Genomic DNA, 15,023 nt, shown 5'->3' with positions numbered 1-15,023 from the left:
TGAGTTGGAAGGGATGCACCTCATGCCGAAGCAGTTGGATCCCGAGCTGGGGGCCCGAGCCGTCCGGCTGATGCTGTAACACCGTGCCGAGTACCAGACCAAATACCGTCGCGGTGCTGGCAGCTCTGACCGACCAGGTTGAAGGTCGCATCGCTGGTCACGGGCTGAGATCCGCCCCATCCCGCCGTCGGCAACAACGCCATGTCAGAGTCCGCCCCGCGCCGCCCATACCGGTGGTCTCGCCGCGAGGGTCGCGTGATCCGCTACTGGGCCCATGCCGCGATCCGTGCCGCGATCGCCTCGGGGGCCTCGATGTGCAGGAAGTGACCGACGTCGGGGACGACCTCCAGGGCGCGCGGGGCGGCGAACCGATGCCGGTCGTCGACCCGTGGAGGGGGGATGCAGCCGTCGTCGGCACCATGGAGCTGCAGCAGGGGCACCGTGATCGGCTGAGATAGGCGGCGCGCCGCCCCGAGCAAGCCGGGTCGCAGCATCGCCCGGTAGTACTTCATGGGCGCGGGCATGCTCGCCCGCAGGTGCTCGTGTAGCTCCGCCTGGAGAGCCGGATCGAGCGAGAGAGGCCGGGCGACCACTGACGCCATAAGCGGTCGATGAGGGCGAGATCGCGGGCGTTGGCCATCCAGCCGCTTCCCGGCAGTTAAAACCCCATGTACCAGCTCCGGCGTAGCTGAGCGAGGCGCAGCCGGCTCAGGAACGTGAGCGGGTGGGGGATTGCGAGCGTGACCGCGCGTTCGATCCGCTCCGGCGCGGTGGCGCAGGCATCGTAGGTGATGAAGGCGCCCCAGTCGTGGCCGATCAACTCCACGGCTCGCCCGGTCGGGTGACCATCGGGATCACCACCCTGCAGCGCGTGGAAGGTGCCGTGTGGCAGGTCGAAGGTGACGCGTTCGAACTCCATGCTTGTGTCCTCAGGCGCCGGGTATACGGCGAGGTCAGCCGGCCAGCCGGTTGAGCTTGCGGATTTGGTTGTCGAACGCGCGCGAGGGCACGATCCGGCGCAGGAGGCTGACGCGTCCGGCCATCGAGCCGGCGGTGTACCGGAGCTTCGGCTTGGAATCGGTGGCGGCCGCGACGATCACCTTCGCGACAACGTCCGGGTCGTCGGCGTTGCGCACGGCCGTGGCCAGCACGTCCCGGGCGACCTCCCGCTGTGCGGCGTAGACCGGCAGGGGCGAGTCGGGCGGCAGGCTGCTCGCCTCGAAACTCGTGCTCGTGTAGGCCGGCTCGACCAGCAGCATCCGGACGCCGTGCTCGCGAAGCTCGTGGTCGACCGACTCGGCGTAGCCCTCGACCGCATGCTTGGTGGCGGCGTAGGCGGCCATGAAGGGGGCGGGGATCAGACCGAGTACCGAGGAGACGTTGACCACGCGGCCACTGCCCTGGGCGCGCATGTGGGGCAGCACTGCGTTGGTCATCCGCATCAGACCGAAGACGTTGATGTCGAAGACCTTCTTGGTCTGGTTGATCGAGCTCTCCTCGCCGGCGCCGACCGCGCCCACGCCTGCGTTGTTGACCAGGACGTCGACCCGGCCGAACCGCTCGATCACCTCCTCGACCAGGGAGCGGACCGACTCGTCGCTGGCCACGTCGAGATCGAGGAACGTCACCCCGGCGAGCGGCTCGGCGTTCGCCGCGTTGCGGCTCGTGCCGACCACCGCGAAGCCGGCGTTCGCGAGGGCGCGCGCTGCCGCCCGCCCGATCCCGGAGGAGGCGCCCGTCACAAGGGCCACTGGGGAAGCTGTCTGCATGGTGGTTCCTTCGGTTGTGGGCATGTTTGTCGTGCGCTGTGCGGGGTCGCCTCAGGTCGACACGCTCCGCACCGGTCCTGCAAACCCGGACCAAGCCGGTCCGGCAAGCTCAGGATGATTGTGTACTGAACTGTCAGAAATCTACCACAGTTCTGTACTGAGTTGTCAACTACGACAGGTCGGCGCTACCTTCGGGGTATGGCAAGACCACGAAGCTTCGACCGCGACCACGTCCTGCATGCCGCCGAACGGCAGTTCCGCACCGCGGGCTACAACGGCACGAGCGTCGACGACATCAGCGCCGCCACCGGCCTGGGCCGCGGCAGCCTCTATGCCGCGTTCGACGGCAAGCACGGCGTGCTGCTGCAGGCGATGGCCGGGTACTCCGCCCGGCTGGGGCAGTTTGCGCCGCAGGCGCTCGCCGGACCGGACGAAGGCGCCCTGGAACGACTGCACAGGTTCTTGCTCCGCGCCGTCAACGGGGTGCCACTCGCCGCCGACGTACCCCCCGCCCCCGACCGGGCCGCAGCAGCCTGCTTCGCCGCCAAAATGGCCCTGGAGCTCGGCACCTCCGACCCCGAGGTGCAACGCCTGGCCAACGACTGCTTCTCCGTGCTCACGACGGCAGTGGCCGACTGTGTGCGAGCGGCGCAGCGCAACGGCGACATCGACCCCGACGCGGATCCCGACGACCTCGCGTACCTTCTGCTGACCATCATCCGCGGGACCGATGTCGTCGGCGCGTACGGCCACAGTCCCGCCCGCCTGACCTCGATTGCGGAGAGCGCGTTCGCATTGCTGCCTCGCCCGCGCCACCGCTGAGAAGGGCCCGGTAGGACTTTCGTCACACTCGACGTGCTCGTCGATGCGGTCGACGCCGTCGCCTTCCGCTGCCGCCGCCGCGCTCCGCATCGACCCCGCCCTATGACCGTCAGATCAGAAGAACCCAAGGATCGAAACCGGCCACCTACCCCATAGACCCTCGGGGTCCGTCGTGACGAACCCCTCGGCTCGCGCGAACCTAGATTGAACAGTGGTTCTCCATGCCGTCCAGGTACGCGCGGGTGATCTCGCCCTTGTGGCCGTGAAAGATGGTGCGCCCCAGGTCGTGGCGGCCCTCCTGCAGGTTGGCCTGCGCCTTGGCCTCGCGCCGGTACGGTTCGTCGTCAGCCAGGCGCAGGATGTGCAGGGTCTTGAAGATCCGCCCGTAGTGGGCGATCGCCTGCCCCAGGCTGGTCGGATTCCCGTCGCGGGAGATCATGCGCGTCACCTCATGGGCGGAGACCTCACCGCGATGCATCGACACCGCGACCCGGCACATGTCTTCCCAATGCTCGCTGATCTTGTCCAGGTCGATCCGGCCGCGCGCCGACTTGTCGAGGGGTCCGTAATCGGCGGCGGTGTCGATGCGCCACAACATGTACCCGGCCTGGGCCGACTGGCTACCGCACAGGAGATCGCGTCGTTCGCCCTCACCCTTGCCTCACCGGAACATCCGTATCTCACCGGTGCACAGCTCGTCATCGACGGCGGAAAGACCGCGCACGCGTAGGTTCGCATCGGGATCCGGCCGTCCGCGTGCCCCTACAGCCGGTTCACGGTCCGCATTTCTCGAGCATGGCTTCGTCTGCGACGATCCGGTTCAGCCATCGCCGAGCCGGACGTACCACGGGATCGCTGGCGTCATCGTCCTTGCCCATGAACCGCGCCGACGGTCCATTGCTCAGCCTCGAATCGCACCTGCGCAAGTCCCGTGCGGATGAGGAACTGCGGCGTAGTGACATGCGGTCAGCGGAACAGATCGGCGTGGTCGACCGCCCATTCGTCGAATGTGCGTGGCGGCCGCCCGATGATCTCTTGGACGCTGGGCTGCTGATCGCGCGTCCATTGCGTGAGTGCCGGGAGGTGGATCGTGTACTCCCGTAATGCGTAGAGCGTGACATCGATTGCACCGGGCGGCCAGCCATTACGGCGCCAGATTGCGCGGCTCTGGTCCTGCGTGAGTTCGACGATGTCGACGTCGCGCCGGATAGCCCTGGCGATGCTGTGGATTCGGGAGCGGGTGCTCAGTGGTGGACCTACGGCTTCGAGAATGGTGCCGGTGTACTTGTCGGTGCGTAGTGCCGCTGCCGCGACGGCGGCCAGATCGTGCTCGTGAATGAAGGGATAGTGGCCGGTCTCGGCGAACGCCTCGCGGACGACGCCCTCGCCTCGGATCGTTTCCGGCCAGTCCGAACCTGTAGCGGGATAAGTGCCCTCGATGGTGGACCCCATCACCGCGGAGGGGCGGATATGAGTCCACGCAATTCCGTAGCGTTCCACGGCCTTTTCGATCGCGAGCCAGAACCAGGTTTCCGGCGGGTATTCCGGCTCGTATTCGGGTCCATGCGAGGAGAGCACGGCGATTCGGCGCAGCCCGGCTGCCTTCGCCAGGCTCAGGACATCCTCGACCGTGGACGGGATCGCGCCGGCAAGAAATATCGCCGCCACACCGGGCAGGGCCTCGGCGCAGTCCGAAGGTGAGGTAACGGACCCGCGCAAGAGTTCGACGTCCGCCGGCCACCCTTGGTCCTGGCCCGGCTCGGCCAGCACACGCACCCTGACTCCGGCGGCCAGCAGTTGGCGTGCCAGGCTACGGCCCACGATTCCGGTCGGGCTGGCGCCTTCGCCCTTGCGCGGGCAAACGGCCGTCACCAGGTAGAGATTGTCCATTTCCGCTGCGGCACAGTCGAATTGGCGCATGACAAGATCCTCCGTCGTACTCGGCTGGAGATCTTGCGCCTGATCGGCTTCGGTGCGGCGGAACGATTGGCCGCCGCGCTGATCGCGGGATCACGGTTGCGGATCTGACCTGACCGTAGCAGCTCGCGCCATCGAGTGCGCATCCACGCTACTGCCGCTGGAGCCCGGGACGGCGCGGTAGCCGACCGTGCTGTGCAAGCACCGCCTGGATCGAATGGGCCACGGATCGGACCGGCCCGACGGCGCGCCCCCGTCATTCTCCGCCGTGGCGGTTGTCGGTGAGCGTCAGCGGTGGGACGTATCGACTCACCAGCGTGCGATGCCACCAGGCTCGGGTGTGCAGCAGTTCCCGGGGCGTGGTGAAGCGGTACTCGTACAGTTGCGCGCGCACGTAGCGTGGCGGGGACTCGGGGAAGGGGTTGCACCGCAGCAGGCGCACGGTAGCCCGATCGTTTTCCAGCAGTCGCACCAGGAACGGGCCGAGCCAGTCCCGCGCATAATGCGGTGAGAAGGCGGCGAACCACATGAGCCAGTCCAGGCGCAGATGGTATGGGGCCCATTGCCGCGGGAGGCGGCGCAGGTTGCCGGGCTTTCCTTTGAACTCGTATTCCTTCCACTCGGTCTGTTCGGTGATCGCCGGGTCCTCGGTTCCTTCGATCACCACCTCGAAGCGGATCCGGCCCACGGTGCCGAAGGCGCCGTAGGTGTTGACCAGGTGATACGGGTTGAATGACCGATTCATGAGCTGGTGACTGGAGATCATGTTGCGCACGGGCCAGTAGCTCAGGAACACCACCAGCACCGTGAACGCGATAACCAGGCCCGCGAACCATGGCGGTGCTCCCGGCAGGGAGGGCGAGGTGGGCACCGGCAGCGCGACTGCCGCCGCCGACTGAGTGATCGCGCTACCAGCGAGGATGATCGTCAGCCAATTCAGCCACGCGAAGTTTCCGGACAGCACCAGCCATATCTGGGTGACCAGGATGATGGCCGCGGCAATGCTCGCTACCGGCTGCGGAGCGAACAAGCCGAAAGGCACGACGAGTTGAGCGACATGGTTGGCCGCGACCTCGACTCGATGCAACGGCTTGGGCAGGTGATGAAAGAACCAGCTCAGCGGCCCTGGCATCGGCTGCGTCTCGTGGTGATAGTACAGGCAGGTGAGATCACGCCAGCAGCGGTCGCCGCGCAGCTTGATCAGGCCGGCGCCGAACTCGACGCGGAACAGCAGCCAGCGCGCCGCCCACAGCACCAGCACCGGCGGCGCGGTGCGGTCGTTGCCGAGGAATATCGCCAGGAAGCCGACCTCCAGCAGCAGGGACTCCCAGCCGAACGAATACCACGCCTGCCCCACGTTGACGATCGACAAGTAGAGGACCCACAGCATCAGCCACAGCAGCATCGCGGCCCACAACGGCACCAGATCGGCCAGGCCGGCGACCATCGCGGCGGACAGCGCGGCACCGATCCAGCAGACCACGGCGAAGAATCGGTCGGAATAGCGCACATGAAAGATGCTCGGCAGCTCCCGGATGGACCGCCGCGCCAGCAATCGCGGCACCGGCAGCATCCCGTGTTCGCCGATCAGCGCCCGGAACTGCTTTGCGGCTGCGATGAAGGCGATCAGATAGATGGCTGCGGCACCGCGCGTCAGTACCTGCCTGCCCAACCAGTATTCGGGTGCGGTGAACCATTCCATGCCCGCAACTCCTCGGACCGCGGACGTTCGTAACCCACCTCCGCCTACCTTAACCTGTCAGCGCGCCTCCCGAGGGCGGATGCCGGAAGGTCATCTACATGGGGTACAAACTGTGCTTGCGGGGGTTGTATTCGGTGGCCGCCTTCTTGTCCCGCAGCGGCTGGGCACCGTCGCCTCGATGATCGCGCGGAAGACCCGTCCCCCGCGGACGATGACGCCGTTGCGCTCCTCCTCGACACCGAGAAGCACGCCAGGGGTGTCCACGACGAACGAGCGGCAGGCCGAAGGCGTTGCACAGCCGGATGAAATGCGTTGCCTTGTCGGAGCATTTCGCGTCGACCGCTCCACCGAGGGCGAGCGGCCGGTTGGCGACGACGCCGACACTGCGTCCGTAGACCATTCGGGGGTGTCGGCGATGCCTGGAAGGATTCAGCGTATGAGTGCCACTGGGGACGATGCCCGCGCCTTTGCTCTGTCACTGCCGGAAACATCCGAACAGTTCACTTGGGGGATGCCGACTTTCCGGGTCGCGGGTAAGTTGTTCCTCACGCTTCCGGAGGCCGAGACTTCGATGGCGGTCCGCTGCCCCATCGCCGACCGCGCCGAACTCGTCGTCGCCGAACCGGACAAGTTCTGGATCGCCGCGCACGAAGGCAACAACGCCTGGGTCCGCGTGCGTCTCGCCGCGCTGGACGACCGGGACGAACTGGAAGCCATCGTCCTCGATTCCTGGCGGCAAGCCGCCCCTCGACATCTGGTCGACGACGCGGGGTGAGTGCCGCGCGGCGTCAGCGCGCGCGGCGGCGGCGAGGGCGGGCAGCGAGCTTCAGGCCGAACAGCAGATCGGTATTGCGAACCGGGGTTGGTTGTTCGGACATGCGGAGCAGTCCGGCTTGTCGTATCCAGCTGTGGTGCCAGTGGTACAAGTCCGGGAGGGTCACTTCGCATGCCGCGGCGATTTTGCGCAGACGGAAGCCCGCTCCACCAACCGCGCCGGCGAACAGTTTGCTGTTGGATGTGTCGTGCGCTTCCCGATGGATACGGGCATCGTAGAGCAGCGGGCGCGCCAACGGTGGTATCGCCCATACATACAGGTCGGGAGCGTGTGCGTAACCGATCGGGCCGTTGAAGATCAGCGCGTCCGCGGTGAGGGCGACGCAAGGAATCGCGTTGAGTTCCATTGCGGTAGCGCCGGTGAACAACGCGGTGGCGAGCGCGGCGGCGTCCACGGGATTGTCGGTCCTGGTACGAATACGGGTGATGATCTCGTGATCGATGGGGATCGTGGTCAGCCCCGGCCCGACCGAGTACGCGAGATCCGGCGGCAGATCCAGGCGCAGACCGTGCAGCAGGAACGCGGCTTGCGCGCCGCGCAGACGAGTGATGGTGTGTCCGCGGCTGGGACTGTCGGCGACGAGACCGCCGAGGAACCGGTACAGGCTCAGGATGTCGTTCCACTCGTCGACCAAGCCGCCGCCGGAACCCTGATGGGGGCGAGACGGCAGTGGGAGGCGCGGTCGCAGGACCGTCAGCATGTGCGCGGCGAGACCGGCGCCGAGTGGGTCGGCCCACCTGCGTTCGTGCTGATCGAGGTCGTGGTGACACGGCTGCCCGCTGTGCTCGGCCAGCCACCCGCAGGTCGCTCTGATTCCTTGGGTGTACACGGCGTCGACGCGCGCGAATTCGTCGGACGGCAGGCTCCGGTAGGCGTCCGCTCGAAACGTGGTGACGTCTCCGTCGGAGATCTGCGGCAACTGCTCGTCGGCCGCCTCGGGAAAGGTGACCATGCGTGATGGCCGGGCTCTGAGCTGCCGATAGCCGACCTGGCGGGTGGGGGCATCGGGAACCTGTCGATGTCCCAGCCGCTGGGTCGGCCCATCGGGAGCTTGTCGATATCCGAGCTGCCGGGTAGGACCGTCGGGAACAGCGCCACGCTTGGCCAAGTCTTCCAGCTCGGACGGACGTAGCGTGGGCACGCTCGCGTCGACCACAGCTACAACCTCCTGGATCCATGGACCCGTGCCGGCACAGCGGGTTCGACGTCAGTTGCAGAGCATTCGATCACGTACCCAGTGGTAGATGCGAACAGTTCACCGAGATTTGATGTTGGCTATCTCACTGATACTACAAGTTTCAACGGCGCCTGGGTGTGCCGTGCGCGCTCGGTGCAATCGGGGCGCCGCTGGCAGCGGCACCAAATCCCGCTGGGTGACATCGACTTTCATGAAAGTTCCGAGGCCGAGTACGCCCGACTCGAGCGCTTGTTCAGTCCCCTGGAATGTGATGCCCCGCACTATCGCCCGAGACGGTCCCGGACTGCGGCTCGACAGGACCGCGTGCCGACCCGGCGCATGCCACGATCACCATGCCGATCCCCAGCCACTGGACCACCCGCAATTCCTCGCCCAGCAGCAGCAGTCCGACGCCCGCGGCCACCGCCGGTTCCAGGCTCATCATCACGCCGAACGCCGCCGGCGTGATCCGGCGCAGAGCCTCCAACTCGATCGCGTGCGGCACGAGTGACGACAGCACGGCCAGCGTCGCCGCCCCGGCCAGGAACACCGGATTCAGTAGTAGCGCAGCATCGTTCGCGATCACCGACGGCAACGCGAGCAACCCGCCGAAGCCCATGGCCAAGGCCAATCCGTCGTGCCCGGCGGTGTGCCTGCCGACCACGGCGCTGCACGCGATGTAGGCGCCCCAGCCCGCACCGGCTGCCACCGCGAACAGCACGCCGCTCCACGACAGCGGTCCTTCGTTGTCGACCAGCAGCAGCACGCCCGCGCCCGCGCCCGCCACCCATAGCGCGTCGCGCCAGCGCCGCGAGCCGAGCAGGGCGATGGTGAGCGGGCCGAGGAAATCGATGGTCGCCGCCATACCCAGTGGAATGCGGTCCAGCGCCGCGTAGAAGCACAGGTTCATGCCCGCGATGGCCACGCCGAGCCCGGCGATCGGCAGCAGCGCTGTGCGCTCGACCCGCAGCGCGGGCCGCCACAGCAGTATGGCGAACACGCCGCCCAGCACGATCCGGGCGCACGCGACAGTCGTGGGCGAGGCGATCGAGAACAGATGTTTGGCGATGACCGCGCCGAGCTGGATGCTGACCATCGCGACGACCACCAGTAGCGATGTGGGCACGCCGCCGCGTTGCGGGGAGAAGCGCGGCGCGCTGCGTGCGGGGGTGTCCTGGACAGGACTGACGACCACGTGTTGCTCCGTTTCGGGGACGCGCCTACGCCCGGGTGCGTAGGCGGGAGTGCTTGTGCGCGAGCAGCATTCGGACAACTCGCGCCTCGCCGATCGACGTGGATCGGCGAGGCGCGTCAGTCGCTTCGCGTAGCAGTGATTTCCGACGGCGTCTCAGCTCGCCGCCCAGGACCATGTGCGCGGCCCGCGACTGTGCTGGGCCGTAGCGAGGCGTCGGCTCCGGATTCGCGGCATTGCCGACCGGGCGGGCGAGGGACCCCGATTCAGGCGGGTCCACTCCAGGGTGGACGGTCTCGGGGCGTTGTGCGCTGCGCGCAGCCGTGTGTCACAGCCGAAGACGGTAGGTTTGCTAAGCAAAGATTTGTCAGCCGGTTGGTTGCCAGAACCCGGTAGAAATGTTGCGAGATGTGTCCGGCGATGTGCTGTGCGGCACAAAGACGATCGCACCGTTCGGGCTGCGCGTGCTGGATCTCATGCTGGAGGCATTCACGGCGATTCCCGCGGTCTGTAGTTGGGGTTGGCGATGAACCCGGTCGGCTGCCCTGGCAGTGGATCCCGCAGACGCACGCCGACGATGTATTCCGGTCGAATGCCACCAGGGAAAGCCACTTCCTCCTGCTGGGTAGTCCATAGATGCGAATAGAACCGTTGGGACGCCATTGTCCCTAGATCGATCCCGCCCGGAGCGTCGATGGTGTATATGTAGGTCCTTCGGAATACGCGTCCGCGGCCGAAATCCTCAGTACGCGAGGTGCTGACCAACCCTGAGGGCGTGCCGGCTTCGTGCTCACCGAGGTGGGAGTCCGTGTTCCGTACCTGGAACCCTTCTCCGAAAATGACTTCCGGGGGCCGGTTGTCGGAGCGGTAGAGCAGGTTGCTGTCAGTGCGCCACAGCGCGGGCTGCCCCAGCCCGTGGGTGGTGACGTCTATGTCACGGCGAAACGCCGCCTCGAAAGGGTCCGTCGGCCGGCGTCGTGACGTTGTCGGCCTATCTACGCGGAAAGTGTATGCCTGGGTGCTATCTGCGCTCGGAAGCGCGATTGCTACGTCGTTCAGATTGCGGGCCGTGCCGCGATAGCGCTGGCTGAGGAACGTCGACACGTTGTCGGTGACCTCGACGAGACGCGTCAGCGCCTCGACGAGCTTCCGTGTGCTCGCGTTTCGCAACTCGTACCACTCTGTCTGGATGTGCCGTCGACCGCGCCACCGCGGTACTCGAACGCTACCGACCAGGCCTGCCGCACCAACAGGTGCGCGGCCCTGACCTCGAGCGAGGACTGCGGGACCATCAATCCGAAGACCGTGACTGCCTTCCCCTCAGCCAGCTGGTCAGGCCCATCAGGAATGCGCGAGTCTTCCCCGAATCCAGGGGCGGATAGCCCACCGCGGTAGGCGGTCTGGTCGAGTACCGCGGCTACCTGGTATCGGCGGTCGGTAGCCTCGAGGGCGAGCTGCCGACGGTGAAGCTGGTCAGGGCGATGCTCGACATCAGCACGAAGCCAGACCAGCTGAACCCCGACGTCGGGATCGGTCAGTCATTGCGCGATTTGCCGAACTCTTCGATCAGGACGGGATATTGCTCCCCACCGTGTCCGGCGGCGATCGAGCGGTCGGCGATCGCCTTGATCAACTTCGGCAGTTCGGCGTTGACGCCAACCGCCTCGCTCTCCTCGATCAGGTGAGCCATCGCCCGCGCGTCGGTCTCCAGGGACGCCACCTCGGCTGGGAAGGAGCCGCTGTCGATCTGCTCGGCATACCCGGGCAGCCATTCGGCCACACCGGCAGCGATCTGCCGCGCAAACGGCGCATACGTTGCGGCGTCGACACCGGCCGTCCTGAGCAGGGCAGTGCCCTGGAGCCAGGCGTTCAGGACGCTCCACATCATGGCGAGGCCGGCCACGTCGTACAGGGACGCCAGCCCATGGTCCGCACCAAGGTAGGTGACGGTGCCCAGCGCGTCGAGTGTCGACTCGTGTGCCTCGAAGTCCGACTGCGGCCCGCTGTGCAGGATCACCGCCTCGGCGGTCCCGATCGCCGACGGGATGGCCATGATGGCCCCGTCCAGGTAATGGGCACCGCGCTGCTCGGCCCATTCGGCGGCTTCCCGGGCCTGGGCCGAGTTGCCCGAGGTCAGGTTGATCAACATCGTGCCGTTCAGGTCGATATCGCTCGCGCCGAGCAGTTCGTGCATGGCCTGGTAGTCGGTGACGCAGATGATCGTCAGGGAACTGGCCTCGAGCGCGTCGCCGACCGTTGGCGCCAACCGTGCACCGTCGGCCACCAGTTTGTCCGTCTTGGAGGTCGTACGGTTCCACACAGTTGTGGGATGCCCTGCTTTGAGAAACGCTCCGGCGAGTGCCTGGCCCATCAGTCCGAGTCCGATGACTGTCACGGGTGTATCGGTGTTGTTCATGGCAGCATCATCAACGTTGATATCGGTGTGAAGGTCAAGTGAGGTTTCGGTGCGGATCGGGGAACTGAGTCGTCGGACGGGCGTCAACACTCACCAGTTGCGCTACTACGAGGCCCAAGGCCTGCTGGAGGCGGAGCGCGGCGCGAACGGTTACCGCGAGTACGACGAGAACGCCGTGCTGCGGGTGAAGCAGATCCGGCACCTGCTCGGTGCCGGTTTGTCCTCCGAGGACATCGCGTACCTGCTGCCCTGTGCGGTCGGAGAGGCCCCGGAGCTGCTCGGATGTCCCGAGTTACTGGCCGCGATGCGGTCACGGCTGCAGCGACTGAACGATCAGATGGACAAGCTTGTTCGATCCCGCGACGCTCTTGCCAACTACATTGATGCGGCCGAGCGAATGAGCAGCGACCGCTATCCACCCTTCGATGATGCCGACCTGGAGCCTGTCCCCGCCTGACCAGCCGAGGTGCCGGCTACGGCGGGGTTCACAGCGCCCGCAGGAACCGGATGAGGACTTCGTCGTCCGCCCTCGTCAGTTCCCAGTTGCGGTACCAGTTGATTCCGCCGGTGAAGCCGGACTTCTGCAATTGGGCCGCATATGTTTTCGCGGCCTGCTCGCCTTCCCGGCTCGGTTGATCGGCAGTGTCGCCCGTCGGGTACGGCCGGTCAACCAGCGGTCTCGGGACGGTCCGGAAGTCCGAGGCGCAGGTGCTCGCTGTGGTAGATCGCCTCGTCCAACAGTTGGGCGACGTGGTTGTCGTAGAGGCTGTAGACGATGCTGCGGCCGGTGCGGGCTCCGGTGACCAACCCGAGGTGGCGCAGCAGCCGAAGCTGGTGGGAGACGGCGGACTGCTCCATCCCGATGGCGTCGGCCAGTGCGCTCACCGATCGCGGGCCTTGGCGAAGCTCGGTGAGGATCATCAGCCTGCTCGGGGTGGCCAGCGCCTGCAAGGTGGTCGCCACGTGATGGGCGGACTCCGGATCCAGGCGCGCGACAAGCCGGTCTCTGCCTTTGACGCCGTGTCCCATAGTGGAAAAGCATACTCCAGGAACAAATGAAGACCTGTTCATATCTTCTGATATGGTCGGGCGGGTCTGTTCATGGCTGTCCTGGAGGTGAATCGTGGCCGCGCCGATGCTCGCGCCGACTCGACCGAACCCGGCACTCGATCCGGTGCCGGTGCGCCGGACCCGGTTGTTCGCACTGCCCGAGGTTCGATGGGCCGTCCTGGCCGTGGTGTTGTTCCTGACTGGTCTGGCGGTGCAGTTGGCCGGTGGGCCGCAGTGGGTGTGGTGGGCGTTGTATCTGGCCTGCTATGCCGCTGGCGGGTGGGAACCGGGACTGGCGGGGTTGCGGGCGTTGCGGGAGAAGACGCTCGACGTCGACCTGCTCATGGTCGTCGCGGCGATCGGTGCGGCGGCGATCGGTCAGATCACCGATGGCGCTTTGCTGATCGTCATCTTCGCCACCTCCGGTGCCTTGGAAGCACTGGCCACCGCCCGGACCGAGGACTCGGTGCGCGGACTGCTCGACCTCACGCCGGACACGGCGAACCGGGTGACCGGCGACGGTGCGGAAGACACGGTGAACGCCGCTGAGCTCCGAGTCGGGGATGTCGTCGTGGTGCGGCCCGGTGAGCGGATCGCCGCGGATGCGACCGTGATCTCCGGTGGCAGCGAAGTCGACCAGGCCACCATCACCGGCGAGCCGCTGCCGGTTGACAAAACCGTGGGCGACGAGGTGTTCGCCGGGACTCTGAATGGCACGGGCGCCTTGCGTATTCGCGTCGGCCGCCGCGCGCAGGACTCGGTGGTCGCTCGGATCGCGGCACTAGTCGAGCAGGCCGCGCAGACCAAGGCCCGCACACAGCTGTTCATCGAGAAGGTCGAACAGCGCTACTCGATCGGCATGGTCGTCGTCACCGTGGCGGTGTTCACCATCCCACTGCTGCTCGGCGACACCGTGCAGCGCGCGCTGTTGCGGGCGATGACTTTCATGATCGTCGCCTCCCCCTGCGCGCTCGTGCTGGCCACGATGCCGCCATTGCTGGCGGCAATCGCCAACGCGGGCCGCCACGGTGTGTTGGTGAAATCCGCGGTGGTGATGGAAAAGCTCGGCGCCACCGGGCGGATCGCGTTCGACAAGACCGGCACCCTGACTCGCGGCGCGGCCGAGCTCATCGAAATCCATTGTATCGACCTACGATTCAGTGATGCGGAGGTGCTGCGGCTCGCGGCGGCCGCCGAGCGGCCCAGCGAGCATCCGCTGGCGGCGGCCATCGTTCGCGCGGCTCGCGTCCGTGGCCTCGGCCTGCCCGAGATCTCCCAGTTCGCCGCACATCCCGGTCGCGGCGTGACTGCCCGCGTCGGCGATCGGCTCATTGGTGTCGGCTCCCCCGCCACCGTGCGACCAGAAACCGGCAGCTCCCCCGGAATCGCGGCATTGCGCGACACCGTCGACGCCGTGCAGACCAGCGGTTACACCGCCGTCGTCGTGACCTGCGAGCAACTCCCGATCGGAGTGTTGGCCATCACCGACCAGCTTCGACCGGAAGCGACGGCGGCAGTGCGCGCCGCAACGGAACTGACCGGCATCGCGCCGGTACTGCTGACCGGCGACAACCGAGCCACCGCCGACCGCCTTGCCGCTCAGGTCGGCATTACCGATGTCCGGGCCGAACTACTGCCCGACGACAAAGTGACCGCGGTGCGGCAACTACAGGCCGACGGACAAAAGGTGACCGTGGTCGGTGACGGCATCAACGACGCTCCAGCCCTCGCCGCCGCCGAGGTAGGCATTGCGATGGGCGGCGCGGGAGCCGACCTTACTTTGCAGACCGCCGACGCCGTCGTCGTTCGCGACGACCTCACCACGATTCCCGCGGTGATCACGCTGGCGCGGCAAGCGCGACGAGTCGTCGTGGCCAACTTGGCCATAGCCGCCACCTTCATCGGCGTGCTCGTAGTCTGGGACCTCGTCGGTACCCTGCCCCTGCCGCTGGGCGTCGCCGGACACGAGGGATCCACGGTCATCGTGGGCCTCAACGGGCTGCGCCTGCTGCGCGGGGCAGCCTGGGAACGCGCCGCCGGAACTCGGGACCGCACCAGGCCCGACAGTGACCGGACCGATCGCGGCTGATCCTGCCGCGCAACGTCGGCTGGGATGCGGCACCACGCACGCCTTGGATGAACG

16 protein-coding genes and 1 pseudogene are annotated in these 15,023 nt (G+C 66.8%); 5 read left to right on the top strand and 12 right to left on the bottom strand.

Annotation, left to right across the window (positions count from 1 at the left end; translation table 11 throughout):
* Nucleotides 1-263: 263 nt before the first annotated feature.
* From AB0M45_RS24375 to AB0M45_RS24365, 3 genes are read right to left on the bottom strand one after another with little or no spacing between them, the layout of a single operon-like run.
* Nucleotides 264-602 carry an alpha/beta hydrolase gene (locus AB0M45_RS24375; RefSeq protein WP_364333443.1) on the bottom strand — a complete coding sequence of 113 codons (339 nt, stop codon included), beginning with the start codon at nt 600-602 and terminating at the stop codon, nt 264-266.
* A gap of 56 nt (nt 603-658) precedes the next feature.
* On the bottom strand, nt 659-919 hold the full coding sequence (locus tag AB0M45_RS24370; protein WP_364333440.1) for a hypothetical protein: 261 nt from the start codon (nt 917-919) through the stop codon (nt 659-661).
* Nucleotides 920-953: 34 nt separating this feature from the next.
* Complete coding sequence (locus AB0M45_RS24365) at nt 954-1,769, bottom strand: oxidoreductase (protein WP_364333437.1); 816 nt, start codon at nt 1,767-1,769, stop codon at nt 954-956.
* A gap of 198 nt (nt 1,770-1,967) precedes the next feature.
* Here AB0M45_RS24365 and AB0M45_RS24360 point away from each other — a divergent pair, with 198 nt between their 5' ends.
* Entirely contained in the window at nt 1,968-2,591 is a 624-nt protein-coding gene (locus tag AB0M45_RS24360; protein ID WP_364333434.1) for a TetR/AcrR family transcriptional regulator, read from the top strand.
* A 199-nt stretch (nt 2,592-2,790) separates the two neighbouring features.
* Here AB0M45_RS24360 and AB0M45_RS24355 read toward each other — a convergent pair whose 3' ends face one another.
* A complete protein-coding gene (locus AB0M45_RS24355) occupies nt 2,791-3,189 on the bottom strand; it encodes a Tn3 family transposase (protein ID WP_364333430.1) in 399 nt (132 codons plus the stop codon).
* On the opposite strand from AB0M45_RS24355, the gene AB0M45_RS24350 reads away from it, so the two are divergent.
* Entirely contained in the window at nt 3,100-3,321 is a 222-nt protein-coding gene (locus AB0M45_RS24350) for an SDR family oxidoreductase (RefSeq protein ID WP_364333427.1), read from the top strand. The genes AB0M45_RS24355 and AB0M45_RS24350 overlap by 90 nt on opposite strands.
* Nucleotides 3,322-3,557: 236 nt before the next feature.
* Here the strand turns inward: AB0M45_RS24350 and AB0M45_RS24345 are convergent, their stop codons facing one another.
* The 3 genes and pseudogenes from AB0M45_RS24345 to AB0M45_RS24335 all read right to left on the bottom strand — a co-directional run.
* The gene (locus AB0M45_RS24345) at nt 3,558-4,511 is read right to left on the bottom strand and encodes an NAD(P)H-binding protein (protein ID WP_364333424.1); all 954 of its coding nucleotides are present in this window, start codon (nt 4,509-4,511) and stop codon (nt 3,558-3,560) included.
* Between the two features lie 253 nt (nt 4,512-4,764).
* Nucleotides 4,765-6,210 carry a lipase maturation factor family protein gene (locus AB0M45_RS24340; protein WP_364333421.1) on the bottom strand — a complete coding sequence of 482 codons (1,446 nt, stop codon included), beginning with the start codon at nt 6,208-6,210 and terminating at the stop codon, nt 4,765-4,767.
* Nucleotides 6,211-6,372: 162 nt separating this feature from the next.
* Nucleotides 6,373-6,601 (bottom strand): annotated as a pseudogene (locus AB0M45_RS24335) (carboxyl transferase domain-containing protein); the annotation flags it as partial.
* A gap of 45 nt (nt 6,602-6,646) precedes the next feature.
* Here AB0M45_RS24335 and AB0M45_RS24330 point away from each other — a divergent pair.
* Nucleotides 6,647-6,985, top strand: coding sequence for an MmcQ/YjbR family DNA-binding protein (locus AB0M45_RS24330; RefSeq protein WP_364333418.1), 339 nt, complete (start codon nt 6,647-6,649; stop codon nt 6,983-6,985).
* Nucleotides 6,986-6,998: 13 nt separating this feature from the next.
* Here the strand turns inward: AB0M45_RS24330 and AB0M45_RS24325 are convergent, their stop codons facing one another.
* The 4 genes from AB0M45_RS24325 to AB0M45_RS24310 all read right to left on the bottom strand — a co-directional run bounded on the left by AB0M45_RS24325 (nt 6,999) and on the right by AB0M45_RS24310 (nt 11,830).
* A complete protein-coding gene (locus AB0M45_RS24325; RefSeq protein ID WP_364333415.1) occupies nt 6,999-8,201 on the bottom strand; it encodes a hypothetical protein in 1,203 nt (400 codons plus the stop codon).
* A 274-nt stretch (nt 8,202-8,475) separates the two neighbouring features.
* Complete coding sequence (locus tag AB0M45_RS24320; RefSeq protein WP_364333412.1) at nt 8,476-9,417, bottom strand: EamA family transporter; 942 nt, start codon at nt 9,415-9,417, stop codon at nt 8,476-8,478.
* Nucleotides 9,418-9,903: 486 nt separating this feature from the next.
* Complete coding sequence (locus AB0M45_RS24315; protein WP_364333409.1) at nt 9,904-10,584, bottom strand: hypothetical protein; 681 nt, start codon at nt 10,582-10,584, stop codon at nt 9,904-9,906.
* 364 nt (nt 10,585-10,948) lie between these two features.
* Nucleotides 10,949-11,830 (bottom strand): NAD(P)-binding domain-containing protein, encoded by an 882-nt coding sequence (locus AB0M45_RS24310; protein WP_364333406.1) that lies wholly within the window; start codon nt 11,828-11,830, stop codon nt 10,949-10,951.
* A gap of 49 nt (nt 11,831-11,879) precedes the next feature.
* On the opposite strand from AB0M45_RS24310, the gene AB0M45_RS24305 reads away from it, so the two are divergent.
* Nucleotides 11,880-12,287, top strand: coding sequence for a MerR family transcriptional regulator (locus AB0M45_RS24305; protein WP_364333403.1), 408 nt, complete (start codon nt 11,880-11,882; stop codon nt 12,285-12,287).
* A gap of 209 nt (nt 12,288-12,496) precedes the next feature.
* Here the strand turns inward: AB0M45_RS24305 and AB0M45_RS24300 are convergent, their stop codons facing one another.
* Nucleotides 12,497-12,859 (bottom strand): metalloregulator ArsR/SmtB family transcription factor, encoded by a 363-nt coding sequence (locus AB0M45_RS24300; protein WP_364333400.1) that lies wholly within the window; start codon nt 12,857-12,859, stop codon nt 12,497-12,499.
* 106 nt (nt 12,860-12,965) lie between these two features.
* Between AB0M45_RS24300 and AB0M45_RS24295 the strand changes: the two genes are divergently transcribed.
* Nucleotides 12,966-14,969: a heavy metal translocating P-type ATPase gene (locus tag AB0M45_RS24295; protein WP_364333567.1), complete on the top strand. Its 2,004-nt coding sequence runs from the start codon at nt 12,966-12,968 to the stop codon at nt 14,967-14,969.
* Nucleotides 14,970-15,023: the final 54 nt, after the last annotated feature.

The sequence above is a fragment of the Nocardia sp. NPDC051787 genome (assembly GCF_040681325.1).
In the GTDB taxonomy this organism is placed as follows: Bacteria; Actinomycetota; Actinomycetes; order Mycobacteriales; family Mycobacteriaceae; genus Nocardia.
This window is presented reverse-complemented; position numbering and strand designations above follow the sequence as displayed.